The sequence below is a fragment of the Arthrobacter sp. 10T419 genome, from assembly GCF_056394105.1.
Genome location: NZ_JBFTHF010000002.1, coordinates 500396 through 519396, shown reverse-complemented (window position 1 = coordinate 519396; position 19001 = coordinate 500396). Strand labels below are relative to the sequence as shown.

Genomic DNA, 19001 nt, shown 5'->3' with positions numbered 1-19001 from the left:
TGCTCGCAGCTGTGGTTCCTCAGGTCATCATGCTAGGCCGCGACGGCGTCCCGCAATGGCCGCAGCTAGGCTGGAGGTATGCCAGCCAACACTCCCCCAGTCGCCCAACCGCCGTCGACCGCACGAGGCGCCCTGCTGGCCGCCGCCGGCGACGCGGTCCTGATTCTGCTCTTCGCCGCGATCGGACGCGACGCCCATCAACGTGGCGAGATCATCACCGGGATCCTGGCGACGGCCTGGCCGTTCCTCGCCGGCGCCGCCGTGGCATGGCTCGCCCTGCGCCTGTGGCGGGGTCCCCTGGCGCTCTGGCCGGCCGGCGTCGCGGTCTGGCTCGGCACGGTGGCGGTCGGCATGCTGCTCCGGGCCCTCACCGGGCAGGTTGTGGTTCTGCCGTTCCTGATCGTGGCGCTGCTCAGCCTGGCCGTTTTCCTGCTCGGCTACCGCCTTTTGTTCGCGGCCACACGGCGTCTCCGGGCAGGGCGCCGGCGGAGCTGATGCACTAGGCTTGCAAGCAGATGGCACGGCCTCAATGGGGCCAATCAACAAGCCAGCAACGGCGCACCAGATCCGAAAGGCCCCCACGTGATCACCGCTTTCGTCCTGATCAAGACAGACGCTTCCGCCATCCCGGAGACGGCTGAAAAAATCTCCGCGATTCCCGGCATCAGCGAGGTCTATTCCGTGACCGGCGAATGGGACCTGATCGCAATCGCACGCGTCGCCAAGCACGAGGAGCTCGCCGACGTCATCGCGGACAAGCTCTCCAAGGTCCCGGCCGTGGTGCACACCACCACGCACATCGCCTTCCGCGCCTACTCGCAGCACGACCTCGACGCGGCGTTCGCCTTGGGCTTCGAACAGTAGCCGGCCCAGCGGGCACGGAGCGCCGCCAGCCGGAGGGAAATTAGTCGCGGGAGAGTGCGACCCAGCGGTCCAGCACCGCGGCTGCCGCGCCCGAATCGACGGACTCCTCGGCCCGCTTCATCGCAGCTGCCATCCGTTCGGTCAGCGGACCCGAGGCGTCCAGGTCGAACGACACCAGACCGGCAGCGGCGTTCAGCAGCGTGGCATCCCGTGCCGGGCCAGGCTTTCCGGCAAGCACCGAGCGGACGACGGCGGCGTTGGCGGCAGCGTCGCCGCCGCGCAGTTCCTCGACAGTCGCCTGGCGGATACCAAGATCGCGGGGGTCGAATTCCTGCTCAATAACCTTGCCGTCGCGGATTTCCCAGATCCGCGACGGACCCGTGGTGGTCAGCTCGTCCAGCCCGTCGTTGCCGCGGAACACCAGGCCTCGGCTGCCGCGCTTGGCAAGCACGCCGGCCACCAGCGGCGCCATCCGTTCATTAGCGACGCCGACGGCGGACGCCTGGACGTGCGCCGGGTTGGTCATCGGTCCCAGGAAGTTGAAGGCCGTGGGGACACCCAGCTCGCGGCGCGCGACGGCGGCATACCGCATTGAGGGGTGGAAGACCTGCGCAAAGCAAAAGGTGATTCCAGCCTCTTCGGCGTTCCGGGCTACCCGCGGGATGGGAAGGTCCAGCCGGACACCCAGCGCCTCCAGCACGTCGGCGGAGCCCGAGCTCGACGACGCCGCCCGGCCACCGTGCTTGACCACCTTGGCGCCCGCTCCGGCCGAGACGAGAGCGGCCATGGTGGAGATGTTGACAGTATTCAGTTGGTCTCCGCCGGTGCCGACGATGTCCAGCTTTTGACCCGCGATCTCGATCGGGTTGGCGGAGTCGATCATCGCCTCGACGAGGCCCGTGAGTTCTTCCACCGTCTCACCCTTGGCGCGCAGCGCCACCAGGAAGCCGGCCACCTGGGCCGGCGTAGCTTCGCCGGACATGATGGAGTTCATCGCCCACTCAGTATCGCCGGCGCTGAGGTTCGTGCCGAGGATGAGGGCGCCAATGAGGCGCGGCCAAGTCTTGCCTACAGCCTGTGCAGATGCCTGAGAAGTCACGTTCTGATGCTATCGAGCCGGGGGCTGCAATGCCCAATGCGAAGGGGTCCCGGAACTTTTCCCCGCGATTTCGCGTCTTTGTAGAAAAAGTCCCCCCAAAACGCGGGTTGCGTTGGGCAGGACGGACTTTTACAGACATAATGTCTATGTGACATCTGCGACCCATGCCCCCAGTACCCCGGCGCACCCGACGCTGAATCGCCCGAACATGGTTTCCGTTGGAACCGTCGTCTGGCTGTCCAGTGAGTTGATGTTCTTCGCCGGTCTCTTTGCCATGTACTTCACACTCCGTTCGACTTCCGGACAGATGTGGGCCGAAGAGACAGCCAAGCTCAACTTCCCCTTTGCGCTCGTAAACACGATCGTCCTCGTGGCCAGTTCCTTTACTTGCCAGATGGGCGTCTTCGCCGCCGAACGGCTCCAGCCGCGCAGGCTCGGCGGGCCCCTGAGCTTCACCCGCTGGGGAATGAACGAGTGGTTCACACTCACATTCATCATGGGTGCGTTCTTCGTGGCCGGCCAGGCGACCGAGTACGCCATGCTCGTCTCCGAGCACGTCTCGCTCTCTTCCAACGCCTACGGTTCCGCGTTCTACATGACCACCGGCTTCCACGGCCTGCACGTCATCGGCGGCCTGATTGCCTTCCTGCTCATCATCGGACGCTCCTTCGCAGCGAAGAAGTTCGGACACTTTGAGGCAACCTCCGCGATCGTCACCTCGTACTACTGGCACTTCGTCGACGTCGTATGGATTGGCCTCTTCCTGGTCATCTACGTCCTCAAGTAGCCCCACTTGTCTCTCTTTCTACAAGAGATAGAATTTCAAGAAGCGGCTCCCGGAGCCAACGCAGGATCGAATAAAGGAACCACCACGTGAAGGCACTCTCGCAGAAGCGACGTCACCCACTGGCAGCAGTTGCACTGTTGCTGATGGGCCTCCTCATCACTGGTGGGCTGTACGCCGTCGCCACCACCGTCAACCAGGCCAAGGCCGACACCACGAGCTTCAGTGCAAGCGACGCAGAAGAGGGCGGCAAGCTGTTCGCCGCCAACTGCGCCACCTGCCACGGCATGGGTGCCAGTGGCTCGCAGGCCGGACCGTCGCTCGTCGGCGTCGGCGCCGCCGCCGTTGACTTCCAGGTTGGCACCGGCCGTATGCCCATGCAGATGAACGGCCCGCAGGCTTACAAGAAGCCCGCCCAGTTCAACGAGGAGCAGACCCACCAGCTCGCGGCTTACGTCGCTTCGCTCGGCCCCGGCCCGTCCATCCCCGAGGCAGGTGTTCTCGATGAGAAGGGCGACGCCGCCAAGGGTGGCGAGCTGTTCCGCACCAACTGCGCCATGTGCCACAACGCTGCTGCAGCCGGCGGCGCGCTGACCCGGGGCAAGTTCGCCCCGGCTCTCGCTGACGTCTCCGGCAAGCACATCTACGAAGCCATGGTCACCGGCCCGCAGAACATGCCGGTCTTCTCCGACGCCAACGTCTCCCCCGAAGGCAAGCGTGACATCATCACCTTCCTGAAGCAGATCGAAGCCAACGGCTCCCCCGGCGGCAACGACCTGGGCGCCCTGGGTCCCGTCTCCGAAGGCCTGTTTGTTTGGATTGCCGGCCTGGGCGTCATCATCGCCTTCACCATCTGGCTGACTTCGCGGACGTCCTAGACGGACCGCGGCACCTGTAAGAATTTTCTGCTGATCCGTCAGCAGTTTGAATTGAAAACTAACTCGACACTGGTCGAGACGAGAGAAGGATGAGGCGAATTATGGGCAACCATAGTGACGGCAGTCCGAACCACTCGGGCACCGTAGCTACGGCTGGTCAGAATGAGGTGGAGAAGTTCCAGGATCCTGGAATTCCTCCGCATCGTTTGCGCCTGGCTGACACGGACCCGAGGGCCGCCAAGCGAGCGGAACGGCAGGTGGCCATTCTGTTCGGCGCCTCGGTCGTTGGCACCCTGATATTCCTGGTGGCGTACTTCGCCATCGATCTTGGAAATGACTCCTCGATCGCCACTATCCGGCTGCAGAACATGCTGTTGGGTATCGGCACCGCCTTTGCCATGCTGGGTATCGGCACCGGCATCGTGCACTGGGCCAAGGCCCTTATGCCGGACCACGAAGTGTCGGAAGAGCGCCACGCCATCCGCACCGAAGAGGACCGCCTGGCCGCTGTCCGGATTGTCGACGACATCGTCGAGGAAACCGGCATCAAGCGCCGCCCGCTGATCCGCAACACCCTGCTTGGGGCCGTCGCCCTGGCGCCGCTGCCGGCCCTGGCCGTCTTCGGCGACCTCGGTCCCCGCCCGGACAACAAGCTGGCGCACACCATGTGGGCCCCGGTTGGCGGCAAGACCAAGCGTCTCACCCGCGACCCCGATGGCACCCCCATCAAGGCCTCGGACGTCACCATCGGCTCGGCTTTCCACGTCATCCCGGAAGGGCTCAACGAGCTCGAAGAAGGCAAGTTGAACGAGAAGGCGAAGTCCGTCGTCCTGCTCATGCGCCTTAACCCCGAGTCCCTCAAGCCCTCCCCGGGCCGCGAGGACTGGAGCTACAACGGAATCGTTGCCTACTCCAAGATCTGCACCCACGTTGGTTGCCCTGTTGCCCTCTACGAGCAGCAGACCCACCACCTGCTGTGCCCGTGCCACCAGTCAACCTTCGACCTGACCCAGGAATGCAAGGTTATCTTCGGCCCGGCCAGCCGGCCGCTCCCGCAGCTGCCCATCGCCGTAGACGACGAGGGCTACCTTTACGCTACGAGCGACTTCCATGAACCCGTTGGACCTAGCTATTGGGAGCGTGCTGAGCATGAGCGCAACATCAACCCCTAACGCCTCCCCCTTCGTCGCCAAGACCAAGGGCGGCCGCATTACCGATTTTGTTGACCAGCGCGTGGGCGGTTCCGGAATGCTCCGGGAATTCGGCCGCAAGGTCTTCCCGGACCACTGGTCCTTCATGTTCGGCGAAGTGGCCCTGTACTCTTTCGTCATTCTGCTGCTCTCCGGCACCTTCCTGACCTTCTTCTTCGACCCGTCGATGGCGGAAACCCACTACCAGGGTTCCTATCTGCCGTTGAAGAACGTCGAAATGTCGGTGGCCTACAGCTCGTCCCTGAACATCTCCTTCGATGTCCGCGGCGGCCTGTTCATGCGCCAGGTCCACCACTGGTCCGCGCTGCTCTTCGTAGCCTCGGTTTCGGTGCACATGCTTCGGGTCTTCTTCACCGGCGCCTTCCGCAAGCCGCGCGAAATGAACTGGGTGGTGGGCAGCGTGCTGCTCATCCTCGCCATGGCCGCCGGCTTCACCGGCTACTCCCTCCCCGATGACCTGCTCTCCGGCAACGGCCTGCGCATCATCGACGGCGTCATCAAGTCCATCCCGGTGATCGGCACCTACATCTCGTTCTTCCTCTTCGGCGGCGAATTCCCGGGCACGGCTATTATCGGGCGCCTGTACATGCTCCACATCCTGCTGGTTCCCGCGCTCATCCTGCTGATGATCGTCGTGCACCTCTTTATGGTGGTCGTGCACAAGCACACCCAGTACCCCGGCCCGGGCCGCAACGACGGCAACGTCGTCGGCTACCCCCTCGGCCCGGTTTATGCGGCGAAGGCCGGCGGCTTCTTCTTCATCGTGTTCGGCGTCATCGCGCTGATGGCCGGTTTCTTCACCATCAACCCGATCTGGAACTACGGCCCGTACGACCCCTCCCCCGTCTCGGCCGGCACCCAGCCTGACTGGTACATCGGCTTCGTTGACGGCGCCCTGCGCCTGATGCCGGGCACCTTCGGGAACTGGCACGTCGAGCAGGTCTGGTTCGGCCACGTCTTCACGTTCAACGTGCTGCTGCCGGCGCTGGTCCCTGCGGGCATCCTGTTCACCGTGATGTTCACCTACCCGTGGATCGAACGCTGGATCACCAAGGACGACCGCGAGCACCACGTCCTGGACCGTCCCCGGAACGCGCCGACCCGCACCGCCATCGGCATGGCCGGCTTCGTCTGGTACTGCGTGATGTGGGCTGCTGCTGGTTCCGACCTCATCGCCACCCACTTCCACGTGGCCTTGAACGACGTCACCTACTGGCTGCGCGCCCTGTTCTTCATTGGCCCGGTACTCGCCTTCATCATCACGAAGCGCGTCGCCCTGGCCCTGCAGCGCAAGGACCGCGAAATCGCCCTCCACGGCCGCGAGACAGGCCGCATCGTGCGGCTGCCGCACGGTGAGTTCATCGAGGTCCACGCCCCGCTGAACGAATACAAGCGCTACAAGCTGGTCGGCTTCGAATCCCCGTCGCCGCTTCCGGCCGAGCCGAACAGCCACGGCGTCGTGGACCGCAAGGAAAAGCGTCGCGCGATGCTTTCCAAGTGGTTCTTCGAGGACCGGGTCGCTCCGGCAACCCCGGCCGAACTCGCGGCGGCCCACGGCCACCACGGCGAGCACGAGTCGATCGAACCGGCTGCGGAGCAGAAGAGCCTCAGCCACTAAGACACGGCATTAGTCCACAGAAAGGCCCGGTCCACCAGGACCGGGCCTTTCTGCGTTTCCAAGGACTCCGCGCTGGTTGTCAGGGGCGGTAGCCGGAGGCGTAGTTCCGTGTGGGACGGACGCCGGGGCGCTGCAGCGGCACCCAGAGCTTGTAGCGGTCCGCCCGGTAGTAGGAGACCGAGTAGTCGACCATGGCCCGGGCCACGAAGGCGTGGCGCTGGATCTTCAGCAGCGGTGAGCCGACCTCCACGTTGAGCAGGCGCGCCGTGGACGGAGACGCAGCCGTCGCCTCGATCATGTCCTCGCCCCACTCCATCACCAAGCCGTACCGCTCGCTCAGGACGTTGTAGAGCGACGTCGGCGGCTCGCCGTCGAGCAGTCCGGGCACGCGGTGCGCGGGGATGAAGTTCTCGTCCACGCTCATTGGCTCACTGTCCGCCAGCAGGAGTCGCCGGAACCGCACCAGGGGTGTTCCCTCCTCGAGCTGCAGTTCGCGGGCCAGAAAGGCGCTGGCGTTGATCTGTTCAAAGCTGAGCACCTTGGCGGCCGGGACCATGCCGCGTCGCTGCATCTCCTCGCTATACGAGGTCAGTTTGACCTGGAGGTCCAGCTTGGGCTTGCGGACGAAGGTGCCGAGGCCCACCACGCGCTCGATCACTTCTTCGCCCACGAGCGCGTCGATGGCCTGGCGCACGGTCATCCTGGCCAGCCCGAAGCGTTCGGAGAGGTCCCGTTCGGAGGGAAGCGCCGAACCCGGCGGGCAGGAGCTGGCAATGTGGGCGCGAAGGATTTCGCGGAGCTGGACGTAGATGGGGGTGCCGCTGGTCCGGTCAATGTCACCGGCCATCCGGGCCGCGTTAGAGCCCACGGAGGCGCCTGCTGCAATCGTTCATCCCTTAAGCCTAAGGTACTTTCCCAGCAGGTCTAGACCACTCAGGTCTGCCCGGTTCGCCCGGGACTTCTCCCCCGGCTACGCTGGATATGCGCCCCGCCGGCCTGTCGTATCCGGACCAGTTGGCCGGGGGCCCCCAGCACCGGGCCGGCACCGCCCGGCGCGTCACGATTGAAGGAGTTCCATTGCCAGCACGCAAGGCGGTCGTCCAGGCCTCGATCGGACTGCACGCCCGCCCCGCGGCCGCGTTTGTCCGGGCCGTGACGCAGACCGGATTCGCCGTCACGATCAGCAAGGACGGCAGGCCGGGCGTGGATGCACGGTCCCTGCTGGAGGTCATGACCGAGGACTTCGCCTGCGGTTGCGAAGTGGAGCTGGCGGTACGGCCGGAGACGGTCCCCGACAATGCAAGTCTCGCCGACGCTGAGCGCGCCCTCACCGAGCTCTGCGCCCTGCTCGAGTCCCAGTCCGGCTGACCGGCCGCCACGCCCGCTGGGCACAGGCAAACGACGGCGGGCCCCCACCACAAGGTGGGGGCCCGCCGTCGTTGCTGTCAGTGTCCGGCGCTAGTGCGCGTGGTCACCGCGGCTGTACTCATAGACCCAGCCCACGAGCGCCACCACGGCGAGGCCGCCGGCGATGAACGTGATCCAGAAGCCCACGGCCAGGCCGAGGAAACCGCCCGCGCATGCCAGGCCGAGAACCAGAGGCCACCAGCTCCAGGGGCTGAAGTGGCCCTGCTCGCCCGCGCCCTCGTGGATCTCAGCGTCGCTGCGGTCCTCGGGGCGCATGCCGACCCGACGGCCGGTGAAGCCCAGGTAGGCGCCGATCATACCGGCCAGGCCTGCAACCAGCAGGACACCCAGGATGCCGACCCATTCGGACCAGTGCGTCATGAAGCCGTAGACGATGGCAACTGGGACGAAGAAGAAGACTCCCAGTCCAAAAATCCTTGATTCGATTTTCACTGGGCCTGATCCTTCTGGTCGGCGTTACCGAGCGTCGCTGCTGCCGGAGCAGGCGAGTCGACGGTGTAGTACTGGGAGAGCTCGGGGTGGTGCAGGTCCAGGGCAGGACGCTCCGAGCGGATCCGCGGCAGCGAGGTGAAGTTGTGACGCGGCGGCGGGCAGGACGTCGCCCATTCGAGCGAGGCGCCGAAGCCCCAGGGGTCATCGACCGTGACCTTCTCGTTGCTGCGCCAGGTGATGTAGACGTTCCAGAAGAACGGAATCAGCGAGGCGCCGAGGAGGAAGGACGAGTAGGTGGAGAACTGGTTCATCCAGGTGAAGTTGTCCTGCGGCATGTAGTCCGCGTAGCGGCGGGGCATGCCCTCGACGCCGAGCCAGTGCTGGATGAGGAAGGTGCCGTGGAAGCCCAGGAAGAGCATCCAGAAGTGGATCTTGCCGAGACGCTCGTTGAGCATCTTGCCGGTCCACTTCGGCCACCAGAAGTAGAAGCCTGCGAACATCGCGAACACCACGGTGCCGAAGACCACGTAGTGGAAGTGCGCCACGACGAAGTAGGAGTCGGAGACGTGGAAGTCCAGCGGCGGTGAGGCCAGGATGATTCCGGTCAGGCCGCCGAAGAGGAAGGTGGCCAGGAAGCCGATGCTCCACAGCATGGGGGTTTCGAAGGTGATGGAACCCCGCCACATGGTGCCGATCCAGTTGAAGAACTTCACGCCGGTGGGAACCGCGATCAGCATCGTCATGAAGGAGAAGAACGGCAGCAGGACCGAGCCGGTGACGTACATGTGGTGCGCCCACACGGTCACGGACAGTGCGGCAATCGAGATCGTCGCATAGACGAGGCCCTTGTAGCCGAAGATCGGCTTGCGGCTAAAGACCGGGAAGATCTCGGAGACGATGCCGAAGAACGGCAGCGCGATGATGTACACCTCGGGGTGGCCGAAGAACCAGAACAGGTGCTGCCAGAGGACGGCGCCGCCGTTCTCCGGGTCGAAGATGTGGGCGCCGAAGCGGCGGTCCGCGCCGAGGGCGAAGAGGGCGGCGGCCAGCGGCGGGAACGCCATGAGCACCAGAATCGCCGTGACCAGAACGTTCCAGGTGAAGATCGGCATCCGCCACATCGTCATGCCCGGGGCGCGCATGCAGATGATGGTGGTGATGAAGTTGACCGCGCCGAGGATGGTGCCGAAGCCGGAGAGCGCCAGGCCAAAGACCCAGAGGTCACCGCCCACGCCGGGGCTGAAGGTCGTGTTGGACAGCGGCGCGTAGGCGAACCAGCCGAACGACGCCGCACCCTGCGGGGTGATGAAGCCGGACACGGCGATCGTGGAGCCGAACAGGAAGAACCAGAAGGCCAGCGCGTTCAGCCGCGGGAAGGCGACGTCGGGGGCACCGATCTGCAGCGGCATGATCACGTTGGCGAAGCCGGCGAACAGCGGCGTCGCGAACATCAGCAGCATGACGGTGCCGTGCATGGTGAAGAGCTGGTTGTACTGCTCTTTGGTCTGCAGGATCTGCATGCCGGGCTCGAAAAGCTCCGCACGGATCAGCAGCGCCATAACGCCGCCGAAGCAGAAGAACACGAAGGACGAGATCAGGTACATGTACCCGATGGTCTTGTGGTCGGTGGAGGTGATCCAGTTGACGACGATGCGCCCCTTGGATTTGGGTACTACGGGAGCCTCAAGGATCCCTGAGGGCTGAGAGTAGGTCGTTGCCACTTCGCGCTCCCCTTACTTGTTCTCGGTCGGGGCCGGGTTGCGGTCGTACTCTTCGCCGAGCAGTCCGGTGTTGCCGTCCTGGCGGAGCTGGTCCAGGTGGGCCTTGAACTCCGAATCGGAGACAACCTTCACGCGGAACAGCATTTCGGAGTGGTACTCACCACAGAGTTCGGCACATTTGCCGTCGTAGGTTCCCTCTTTGGTGGGGGTGAACCGGATGTAGTTGGTCTTGCCCGGGATCATGTCGCGCTTCTGCAGGAAGGCGGGAACCCAGAAGGAGTGGATGACGTCGCGGGCGTTCAGCTCGAGGTCAACCGACTTGTTGACCGGCAGGTAAAGCGTAGGCAGCTTTTCCTTGTCCACGTTGTTGCCGGTGAGGTGCGCCTGGACGCCGGCCTCGTGGACGTCGTCGGTAACGACGTCGCCCTTCTTGTAGTTGAAGTCCCAGGCCCACTGCTTGGCGCGGACGTCGACGACGACGTCGGCCGGCTGGTCACGGTTGTCGATCGCTTGCTGGTCGCGGTCGGTGAAGTAGAAGAACACCAGGACCATAAACAGCGGAATCGTCAGGTAGAAGACCTCGAGGGGCAGGTTGAAGCTGTTCTGGCGCGGGAAACCCACCGTGCCCTTCCGCCGCCGGTACGCGACGATGACCCAAATCATCAAGCCCCAGGTGATGATGCCGACGACCAGCGCGGCAATCCATGAGTTGACCCAGAGGTCCATGATGCGGTCAGTGTGGTTGGTGGTGCCACGCTCAGTGGGCAGCCACCCTTTCTGTACCTCTGGTGAACATCCAGTCAAAGCCAACGCGCCGGCTAGTGCCAAGCCAGTGATCGTAGTGATCTGTTTGCGTCGGCTGCCGGTTCGGTTCTGCGAACTCACAGACGGCCCTTCCTACTTGTTGCTGTCGCCCGGCCGCCGTCGGCGTTCCGGGCACACTAAAAGTTTTACTACTCGGTGTAGAGCTTACCGCTCCCCGCGAGTTTTCGCCCACATGTCCGCGCCGTGCCTCGATGGAGTTTTTGGCGGTTCCGGCGGCCATCCCCTGGACGGCACTAAGGCCGGGCGGATTGCCCGGCCTTAGGCCTTAGTGGAAGGAGTCCCCGCAAGCGCAGGATCCGCCCGCATTCGGGTTGTCAATGGTGAAGCCCTGCTTCGAGATGGTGTCCTCGAAGTCGATGCTCGCGCCGCTGAGGTAAGGGACGCTCATCTTGTCCACAACGACCTCGACGCCGTCGTAGTCGCGGACGGCGTCACCCTCGAGGAGCCGCTCATCGAAGTACAGCTGGTAGATCAGCCCGGAACAACCGCCCGGCTGCACGGCAACGCGGAGCCGAAGATCAGTGCGGCCTTCCTGTTCCAGCAGGCTGCGGACCTTCCCGGCGGCCACATCGGTCAGCTGGACCTCGTGGCTGGCCAGTTCCTGGTCCGCCTGGACGGTGGTGTCGGCGCTGTTTTCATTGGTTGTAGTGCTCATGGCCTACCTTCTTACGACGGTCGTGGCGGCTCCGCCTGCGCGGTGCCCGCCCCTACTTAAACGGTATGGGCTATAGCTACATGCTACGTCGATCAGACGTGTAGCTCTAACTCCTGACGTAACCGTCAACGCCGGCTGGATGTTCCCCGGAAATGCCCACCCGGCAGAGCCGGAGATCCAGCCGGCGACCCAGCCGCAGGCGTTCCGCTTAGGCCAGGCCTTCCGCGTTCAACCGGGCCAGCAGGAACGCCTCGGCCACGATTGCGTTGCGGAAGTCGTCGAGGTGGAGCGACTCGTTGGCGCTGTGCGCCCGCGAATCGGGATCCTCAACGCCGGTGACCAGGATCTGCACGTCCGGGTACAGCTCGGTCAGGTCGGCGATGAACGGGATTGAACCGCCGATCCCGGTCTCGACAGCCGGCACGCCCCACGCCTCACCCAGCGCCCACATCGCCATGGTGGCGGCGGTGGAGGACGTGTCCGTAAGGAAGGCGTTGCCGCTCTCCCCCGGGGTGAACACCACCTCGGCGCCGAACGGCGCGTGGGATTCAACGTGCCGGCGGACCGCTTCCATGGCCTCGGCCGGGTCCTGGCCGGGGGCCAGCCGCAGGCTGAACTTGGCGCGGGCCCGCGGCAGCAGGGTGTTGGAGGCAACGTCCACGGCTGGGGCGTCGAAACCGATGATGGACAGCGCGGGCTTGGTCCACATGCGCGAGGCGATGCTCCCGGTGCCGGCGAGCTTGACGCCGTCGAGCACGGAAGCATCCTTGCGGTACTCCTCCTCGGTGAGGTCCACTTCGGCGTCGTCGCGGCTGACAAGGCCCTCGATCGCCACGCTGCCTTCGTCGTCGTGCAGGGTGGCAATCAGCCGCGCCAGCAGCGTCGGGGCGTCAAGGACCGGGCCGCCGAACATCCCGGAGTGGACCGCGTGGTCCAGCACCTTGACCTCGATGGTGCCGTCCACCAGGCCGCGCAGGCTGGTGGTGAGGGCCGGGATGCCGACCTTCCAGTTGGACGAGTCGGCGACGACGATCACGTCGGAGCGCAGCAGTTCCTGGTGGGTTTCGAGGAACAAACGGAAGGTGGGTGAGCCTGCTTCTTCCTCACCTTCGAAGAAGAAGGTCACGCCCAGGCCCAGCTCCTCCCCCAGCACCCGGGTCACCGCGGAGTAGGCGGCGACGTGGGCCAGGATCCCTGCCTTGTCATCCGCGGCACCGCGGCCGTAGAGGCGGCCGTCGCGTTCGACGGCGGTGAACGGCTCGGTCTCCCAGAGCGCGAGGTCGCCGGTCGGCTGGACGTCGTGGTGGGCGTAGAGCAGGATGGTGGGCTTGCCGGCTGCGGCGGGCCGGCGTGCGACGACGGCCGGCCCGCCCGGGGTGCCATCCTCCTTGTCGCAGCGCAGGATCCGGACGTCCTCGAAGCCGCTGCCGCGGACCAGTTCGGCGACGGCGTCGGCGCTGGCATTCAGCGGAGCAGGATCGAAGCTGGGCCAGGCGATGCCCGGGATCGCCACGAGCGCCTTCAACTGCTCGACGGTGGCGTCAAAGGACTCGGTAACGGCCTGACGGAGGGCGGCGGCATCGATGGAGCCGACGGCTGAGGGCTGCGGGGTCCCCGCGGGTGATGAAGTCATGGCCAAAACACTACCCGTGTCCGGCATCACGACAAATGCGCCACGGCGCTCCCACGGCGGCTCTGCGGCGGCCCGGGAGACGTTTCCCCCGGCGCTGATACCGGCGCGATTTACGGCTGGGATCACCGCCGCCCCGGCCCGGTGTGGGCTGGGTCTCGGGCGAGCCGCCGCAGGGTATTCTGTAGGGGTGTTTGGACGTAAAAAGGAAGCGCCCCTGGCGCAGGACGTAGTTGACCAGCAGGTGGCCGAGGCAGCAGCCCGGGACGCCGCCATCGGCAAGGGCGCACCCACGCCCAAGCGGAGCGCCCAGGTGGCTGCCCGCAAGCGCCCCTTGGTTCCGGAGGACCGCAAGGCCTCCCGGGCGGCCGAGCGCACGGCGATCGCGGACCAGCGCCTCAAGATGCGCCAGGCCATGGATACCGGTGACGAGAAGTTCCTGCCGCTGCGTGACAAGGGCCCGCAGAAGCGCTTCGCCCGCGACTACGTGGACGCCCGTTTCAGCCTTGGCGAATACCTGATGTTCGGCGCCCTGGTCTTCGTGATCATCTCCCTGCTGGTCCCGGCGAGCAGCGAACAGATGATCTACGTCCTCGGCGGTTTCTGGGTCATGTTCCTTGCCGTCTTCGTGGACGTCTTCATCCTGTCCCGGAAGCTCAAGAAGCGTCTGGCCGAGAAGTTCGGCGAGGTGGAGCGGGGCACCGTCTGGTACGGCTCCATGCGATCCCTGCAGTTCCGCCGCCTCCGCCTTCCCAAGCCCCTGGTCAAGCGCGGCGACTTCCCCGCCTGAATCCGGCCATCGAAAAGCCCCCGGCAGTTGGACTGCCGGGGGCTTTCGCGTTTCCGGAATCCGCGCGGGCGTGCTGGGTGGGAGCCCGCCCTGGCGGCGGGAGACCGCCGGTTAGCGGCGGGCCGGCCGCTTCGCCAGCTCGCGGTTGATCTTCGCCGCCCAGAAGGGACCTTCGTATAGGAACGCAGTGTAGCCCTGCACCAGGGTGGCGCCGGCCTCAAGCCGGTCCCGGACGTCCTGTGCGGTCTCGACCCCGCCGACCGAAACCAGCGTGATGGCCCCGCCGGTCGCGGCCTTGAGCCGGGCCAGGACTTCCAGTGATCGCTTCCGGAGCGGGGCACCGGAGAGGCCCCCGGCGCCGCACGCCTCAATCTGTTCCGGGCTGGAGACCAGTCCGGCGCGGGCGATGGTGGTGTTGGTGGCGATGATGCCGTCCAGCTTCAGGTCCAGCGCCAGCCTGGCGACGTCGTCGATGTCCTCGTCGCTGAGATCCGGGGCGATCTTCACCAGCAGAGGCACGTGCCGGCCGGCGGCGTTGTCCGCGGCCTCCCCCACCGCGGCCAGCAGCGGGCGCAGGGTGCTGACATCCTGCAGCAACCGCAGGCCCGGGGTGTTCGGGGAACTGACGTTGACCACCAGGTAGTCGGCGGCCGGGGCCAGGCTGCGGGCACTGATCAGGTAGTCCTCCACGGCATCCTCAAGCTCCACCACCTTGCTCTTGCCGATATTCACACCGATCACCGGGCGGACCCCGGGATAGCGGCGCTGCAGGGCAGCCCGGGCGGAACGGAGCCTGGGCGCCACGGCCGCGGCACCGTCGTTGTTGAAGCCCATCCGGTTGATCACGGCGCGGTCCTCGATCAGGCGGAACAGCCGCGGCGCCGGGTTGCCCGGCTGGGCCTGCCCGGTGATGGTGCCCACTTCGATGTGCCCGAAGCCAAGGTCGGTCAGCGCTTCGATCCCGTGGCCCTCCTTGTCGAAACCCGCGGCCAGCCCAAAGGGCGAGGGGAAGGTCAAGCCGAATGCCTCGGTCCGCAGCGCTGCGGACGGCGCCGTGAACCGTTGCAGCACGCGGCCGGCGCCGCAGCGGTTGGCCAGCCGGATGCCTAGGAAACCGATCTTGTGGGCGCGCTCGGCGTCCATCCAGGAGAAGGCGAGCCGGAAGAAGGTGGGATATACGCGCATACCCCTAGTTTTCCGGTTCCGGCCGCGCAAACCAAAATGCCGGGCAAACCGTACCCCCGCGGGCGCTAGCATGAAGCCATGACCAGCGAGGGTGCAGTCCACAGCAGCGTGCCGGCGACGCCCGGCACCCGGATCGAGGCCGACGTCGTCGTTGTCGGGGCAGGCCTCGCCGGCCTGGTGGCCGCGGCGGAAGCGTACGCCGCTGGCCGCCGGGTGGCTGTCCTGGACCAGGAGCCGGAGGCTTCGGCCGGCGGGCAGGCGCACTGGTCCTTTGGCGGCCTGTTCCTGGTCAACACCCCGGAGCAGCGCCGGCTGGGCGTCCGGGACAGTGCCGAGCTGGCCCTCGCCGACTGGCTGTCTTCCGCCGCCTTCGACCGCCCCGAAGACGCCCTCGCCCGGGAGTGGGCCGAGGCCTACGTGAACTTCGCGGCGGGTGAGAAGCGCGCCTGGCTCGCCTCGCTCGGCGTCCGGCTCTTTCCGCTCGTGCAGTGGGCCGAGCGCGGCGGCTACGGCCCGGACGGCCACGGCAACACGGTGCCGCGCTTCCACGTCGCCTGGGGCACCGGCCCGGCACTGGTCGCGCCCTTCCTCGCCAAACTCCGCGAGGGCGTGGCTGCAGGGCGCGTCTCCTTCCACTTCCGGCACCGCGCCACCGAGTTGACGACGACGGCGGGCCGGCTCAGCGGCGTGCACGGCGAGATCCTGGAGGCCAGCAGCGCTGCGCGGGGCGAGCAGTCCTCCCGCATCGCCGCCGGCGCGTTCGAGGCCTCCGCCGGAACCGTCATCGTCACCAGCGGCGGCATCGGCGGCAACCACGGCGCGGTCCGGCGGCAGTGGCCCGGCGGCGGCGCCCCGGCGTCCATGCTGAGCGGCGTGCCGGCCTCGGCGGACGGCGACTTCCTGGTCGCTGTGGACCGTGCCGGCGGCCGGCTGATCAACGGCGACCGGATGTGGCACTACCCGGAAGGCATCCAGAACCACAGCCCGGTCTGGCCGCAGCACGGCATCCGGATCCTGCCCGGGCCCTCGGCGCTCTGGCTCGACGCCACCGGCAAGATGCTCCCGGCACCGCTGTTCCCCGGCTTCGACTCGCTCGGCGCGCTGCGGCACATCCTCGGAACCGGGCACACCCACTCGTGGTTCGTGTTGAACAAGACCATCGCGCTGAAGGAGTTCGCGCTCTCCGGCTCCGAGCAGAACCCGGACCTGACCGGGAAGGACGTGCGCCTGCTCGCGGCGCGGCTGAAACCGTCCGCGGACAGTCCGCTGCAGCGGTTCCTGGACCGGGGCGTGGATTTCCTGCAGGCAGGCACTCCGACGGAGCTTGCCGCGAAAATGAACGGGCTCACCGGGACTCCGTTCATCGACGCCGCCGGGCTGGACCGGCTGGTCCGGTCCCGGGACCGGCAGTTCGGGAGCGGGCTGGGCAAGGACCCGCAGCTTGCCGCGATCCGCGCTGCCCGCCGCTTCACCACCGACAGGATCATGCGGGTGGCCCCTCCGCACCGGATGCTGGACCCCCGGCACGGGCCCCTGCTGGCGGTGCGCCTCTCCGTCCTGACCCGCAAAAGCCTCGGCGGGATCCAGACCGACCTGCAATCCCGGGTCCTGGACGCCGCCGGCCGGCCGGTCGCCGGACTCTACGCGGCCGGCGAGGCGGCTGGCTTCGGCGGTGGCGGCATCCACGGGTACCGCGCCCTGGAAGGCACCTTCCTGGGCGGGTGCCTGTTCTCTGGCCGCGCGGCAGGCCGCGCCGCGGCCTCGGCCCTGTAGCCGGCAGAGCGGGAGGATCCGATGGACTGGCAGACCGACATCCTGGGTGAGGACTTCGCGGCGTGCGCTTTCAAGGCGGCCGGCCCGGACGGGGTCGAACGCACGGCCACCCTGGTCCGGCACATCCCTTCGACCGGAGCCGGCAAGGCTCCCCGGCGGGCCGTCCTCTTCCTGCACGGCTGGAGCGACTACTTCTTCAACGAGGAGCTCGCCGAGTTCTGGACCGGCCACGGCTTCGGGTTCTTCGCACTGGACATGCACAACCACGGCCGAAGCCTGCAGCACGGTGCGCACGGCGGCTACGTCGCCGACCTTGCCGACTACGACGCCGAGATCACGGCGGCGATCGGCATCATCGAATCCCTGGCCCCCACGGGGTCCCCTCCCCCGCGGGTCACCTTGATGGGACACTCCACCGGCGGGCTCATCGCGGCGCTCTGGGTGAGCCGGCATCCGGGCCGCGCCGCCCAACTGGTCCTCGACAGCCCGTGGCTGGAAATGCATGGCAGCCCGGCGGTCCGCCGCGCCGCGCGGACCATGCTGGAGCCGCTGGCCCGGTTCCGGCCCGAATCCGTGATCCGGCTTCCCGAGCGCGCCTTCTACTGGCGCAGCATCAGCAGCGCCGCAGAGGGCGAATGGGTGCTGGATGACAACTACCGCCCGCCCCGGGCCTTTCCGGTGCGGGCGGGCTGGCTCAGCGCCGTGCTGGCCGGCCAGTCCCAGGTGGCCCGGGGGCTGAACATCGACGTTCCCATCCTCGTGATGATCTCCGGGGCCAGCGCCAACGGAATGTTCTGGAAGGAGTCCATGCGGCGCACCGACGCCGTCCTGGATGTCAACACCATTGCCCTGCGCGCCCTGAGCCTGGGCCGCACCGTGACCCTGGAACGTATCGACGGTGCCCTGCACGACGTCTTCCTCTCGGCGCCGCGGGTCCGCGCGGACGCGTATGCGCGGCTCGCCCGCTGGATCCGCGCCTACGTGCTGGACGACGGCGGCCCCGCGTGAGGGGTCCAGCGCAGCCACCGCGGTGGCGCCGGGATGTACTGGGACACCACTTCGAGTCCTTGGAGCTGGAACTGCCGCCGGACGATGAAGGACCCGTCGTCGCCACCCTCGTTCGCCATGCCAGCAACGGCGGTGCAGCGGCTGGCCCGCCGGACGCCCCCGGGACCCGGGCGCCGGAGAAAGTGGTCCTCTACCTGCACGGCTGGGCCGACTACTTCCTGCAGGCGGAACTCGCTGAGCAAATCGTGGCTGCTGGGTTCCACTTCTACGCCCTGGACCTGCGGAAGTTCGGGCGCAGCCTGCGCAGCTGGCAGACCCCCGGCTACACCACCGACCTGGCGGTCTATGACGAGGACCTCGCCGCTGCGCTTGCCACCGTCACCGCCGATGTGTCCACCCGGACCGGCAGCGCCGGGCGGCCGACGGTCCACCTGCTCGCGCATTCCCTCGGCGGCCTCGTCGCGGCACTGTGGGCTGACCGGAATCCGGGAGTACTGGGCACCCTGGTCCTGAACGCGCCATGGCTGGAACTGCAGGGCAGCAGCCTGATCCGGAACATCGCCATGCAGTTGGTGGAACCACTGGCGCGCACCGACCCGCGGCGGCCGTTGCTGCTGCCGAGCATGCCCGGCTACTGGGACAGCGTCAGCGGCTCAGCGCACGGCGAATGGGACGTGGATCCCGAGTGGCGGCCACGGGCGTCCTTCCCGATCCGTCCGGGTTGGACGAAGGCTGTCCTCGCCGGCCATGCGGCCGTGCAGCGGCGGCTGGACATCACCTCGCCGGTATTGGTGATGCTTTCCGGGCGCACCCACATCCAGGCCGAATGGAGCGACGTGCTGATGGACGTCGACGCCGTGATCGACGTCGAGGAAACTGCCCGCCGGGCGCTGGGGCTGGGCCGCAGGGCTGCCGTCTTCCGTTACCCGGGCGCCATCCACGACGTCTTTCTCTCCCGCCGCACGGTGCGGCAGGAGGCCTACGACGACCTCCTGCTCTGGCTGAGCCTCTACCCAGGCTGACTGCGCTGGAACGGGCCAGCGTGGCAGGCGACGTGGCAGGCGGCGTGGCAGGCGGCGTGGCCGGCCGCCGCGCCGGCT

The 19001-nt window shown here is 66.9% G+C and carries 20 protein-coding genes, 1 tRNA gene and 1 pseudogene; 13 read left to right on the top strand and 9 right to left on the bottom strand.

Translation table 11 applies throughout. The features are described 5' to 3' along the window. The first annotated feature begins 78 nt into the window (after positions 1-78). Together AC1DBD_RS05995 and AC1DBD_RS05990 are read left to right on the top strand one after the other, a co-directional pair. Positions 79-495 (top strand): DUF3054 domain-containing protein, encoded by a 417-nt coding sequence (locus AC1DBD_RS05995; RefSeq protein ID WP_476981625.1) that lies wholly within the window; start codon positions 79-81, stop codon positions 493-495. A gap of 87 nt (positions 496-582) precedes the next feature. Next, positions 583-864, top strand: coding sequence for an Lrp/AsnC family transcriptional regulator (locus tag AC1DBD_RS05990; protein WP_146337532.1), 282 nt, complete (start codon positions 583-585; stop codon positions 862-864). 40 nt (positions 865-904) lie between these two features. On the opposite strand, the gene trpD is transcribed toward AC1DBD_RS05990, so the two are convergent. After that, complete coding sequence (gene trpD / locus AC1DBD_RS05985) at positions 905-1963, bottom strand: anthranilate phosphoribosyltransferase (RefSeq protein ID WP_476892501.1); 1059 nt, start codon at positions 1961-1963, stop codon at positions 905-907. A 112-nt stretch (positions 1964-2075) separates the two neighbouring features. Between trpD and ctaE the strand changes: the two genes are divergently transcribed. From ctaE to qcrB, 4 genes are all read left to right on the top strand, one after another. Further along, entirely contained in the window at positions 2076-2750 is a 675-nt protein-coding gene (gene ctaE, locus AC1DBD_RS05980) for an aa3-type cytochrome oxidase subunit III (protein WP_217500973.1), read from the top strand. Between the two features lie 86 nt (positions 2751-2836). Then, positions 2837-3625, top strand: coding sequence for a cytochrome bc1 complex diheme cytochrome c subunit (gene qcrC / locus AC1DBD_RS05975; RefSeq protein WP_138769290.1), 789 nt, complete (start codon positions 2837-2839; stop codon positions 3623-3625). A 101-nt stretch (positions 3626-3726) separates the two neighbouring features. After that, entirely contained in the window at positions 3727-4797 is a 1071-nt protein-coding gene (qcrA, locus tag AC1DBD_RS05970; protein ID WP_441417765.1) for a cytochrome bc1 complex Rieske iron-sulfur subunit, read from the top strand. Further along, positions 4775-6454 (top strand): cytochrome bc1 complex cytochrome b subunit, encoded by a 1680-nt coding sequence (qcrB, locus tag AC1DBD_RS05965; protein ID WP_441417764.1) that lies wholly within the window; start codon positions 4775-4777, stop codon positions 6452-6454. Before qcrA ends, qcrB begins: the two co-directional genes overlap by 23 nt. A 79-nt stretch (positions 6455-6533) precedes the next feature. Here qcrB and AC1DBD_RS05960 read toward each other — a convergent pair whose 3' ends face one another. Then, positions 6534-7301 (bottom strand): GntR family transcriptional regulator, encoded by a 768-nt coding sequence (locus AC1DBD_RS05960; protein ID WP_441417882.1) that lies wholly within the window; start codon positions 7299-7301, stop codon positions 6534-6536. Between the two features lie 230 nt (positions 7302-7531). On the opposite strand from AC1DBD_RS05960, the gene AC1DBD_RS05955 reads away from it, so the two are divergent. After that, positions 7532-7822, top strand: coding sequence for an HPr family phosphocarrier protein (locus AC1DBD_RS05955; RefSeq protein WP_441417763.1), 291 nt, complete (start codon positions 7532-7534; stop codon positions 7820-7822). A gap of 90 nt (positions 7823-7912) precedes the next feature. Here the strand turns inward: AC1DBD_RS05955 and AC1DBD_RS05950 are convergent, their stop codons facing one another. The 4 genes from AC1DBD_RS05950 to AC1DBD_RS05935 form a co-directional block, all read right to left on the bottom strand. Then, positions 7913-8314: a cytochrome c oxidase subunit 4 gene (locus AC1DBD_RS05950; RefSeq protein WP_441417762.1), complete on the bottom strand. Its 402-nt coding sequence runs from the start codon at positions 8312-8314 to the stop codon at positions 7913-7915. Further along, positions 8311-10035 (bottom strand): aa3-type cytochrome oxidase subunit I, encoded by a 1725-nt coding sequence (gene ctaD / locus AC1DBD_RS05945; RefSeq protein WP_441417761.1) that lies wholly within the window; start codon positions 10033-10035, stop codon positions 8311-8313. Before ctaD ends, AC1DBD_RS05950 begins: the two co-directional genes overlap by 4 nt. 12 nt (positions 10036-10047) lie before the next feature. Beyond that, positions 10048-10920: an aa3-type cytochrome oxidase subunit II gene (gene ctaC / locus AC1DBD_RS05940; RefSeq protein ID WP_476892498.1), complete on the bottom strand. Its 873-nt coding sequence runs from the start codon at positions 10918-10920 to the stop codon at positions 10048-10050. A 205-nt stretch (positions 10921-11125) separates the two neighbouring features. Beyond that, on the bottom strand, positions 11126-11515 hold the full coding sequence (locus AC1DBD_RS05935; protein WP_138769282.1) for a HesB/IscA family protein: 390 nt from the start codon (positions 11513-11515) through the stop codon (positions 11126-11128). Between the two features lie 139 nt (positions 11516-11654). Here AC1DBD_RS05935 and AC1DBD_RS05930 point away from each other — a divergent pair, with 139 nt between their 5' ends. Further along, positions 11655-11909 carry a hypothetical protein gene (locus AC1DBD_RS05930; RefSeq protein WP_476892497.1) on the top strand — a complete coding sequence of 85 codons (255 nt, stop codon included), beginning with the start codon at positions 11655-11657 and terminating at the stop codon, positions 11907-11909. Here the strand turns inward: AC1DBD_RS05930 and AC1DBD_RS05925 are convergent. After that, positions 11891-11970: transfer RNA gene (locus AC1DBD_RS05925), tRNA-OTHER, on the bottom strand. The two genes, AC1DBD_RS05930 and AC1DBD_RS05925, sit on opposite strands and share 19 nt — an antisense overlap. Before the next feature lie 140 nt (positions 11971-12110). Further along, positions 12111-12455: pseudogene (locus tag AC1DBD_RS05920) on the bottom strand (peptidase dimerization domain-containing protein); the annotation flags it as partial. Between the two features lie 240 nt (positions 12456-12695). Between AC1DBD_RS05920 and AC1DBD_RS05915 the strand changes: the two are divergent. Continuing rightward, positions 12696-13115 carry a hypothetical protein gene (locus AC1DBD_RS05915; RefSeq protein ID WP_476981624.1) on the top strand — a complete coding sequence of 140 codons (420 nt, stop codon included), beginning with the start codon at positions 12696-12698 and terminating at the stop codon, positions 13113-13115. 220 nt (positions 13116-13335) lie between these two features. Further along, complete coding sequence (locus AC1DBD_RS05910; protein ID WP_476981623.1) at positions 13336-13935, top strand: DUF3043 domain-containing protein; 600 nt, start codon at positions 13336-13338, stop codon at positions 13933-13935. A gap of 111 nt (positions 13936-14046) precedes the next feature. Here the strand turns inward: AC1DBD_RS05910 and AC1DBD_RS05905 are convergent, their stop codons facing one another. Continuing rightward, a complete protein-coding gene (locus AC1DBD_RS05905; RefSeq protein WP_441417757.1) occupies positions 14047-15120 on the bottom strand; it encodes a quinone-dependent dihydroorotate dehydrogenase in 1074 nt (357 codons plus the stop codon). 78 nt (positions 15121-15198) lie between these two features. Here AC1DBD_RS05905 and AC1DBD_RS05900 point away from each other — a divergent pair, with 78 nt between their 5' ends. Genes AC1DBD_RS05900 through AC1DBD_RS05890 form a run of 3 tightly spaced genes read left to right on the top strand, consistent with a single transcriptional unit; the run spans position 15199 to position 18923 of the window. Then, the gene (locus AC1DBD_RS05900) at positions 15199-16893 is read left to right on the top strand and encodes an FAD-binding dehydrogenase (protein ID WP_476981622.1); all 1695 of its coding nucleotides are present in this window, start codon (positions 15199-15201) and stop codon (positions 16891-16893) included. A 21-nt stretch (positions 16894-16914) separates the two neighbouring features. Further along, positions 16915-17901 (top strand): alpha/beta hydrolase, encoded by a 987-nt coding sequence (locus AC1DBD_RS05895; RefSeq protein ID WP_476981621.1) that lies wholly within the window; start codon positions 16915-16917, stop codon positions 17899-17901. Positions 17902-17960: 59 nt separating this feature from the next. Continuing rightward, entirely contained in the window at positions 17961-18923 is a 963-nt protein-coding gene (locus AC1DBD_RS05890) for an alpha/beta hydrolase (RefSeq protein ID WP_476981620.1), read from the top strand. Positions 18924-19001 lie beyond the last annotated feature (78 nt).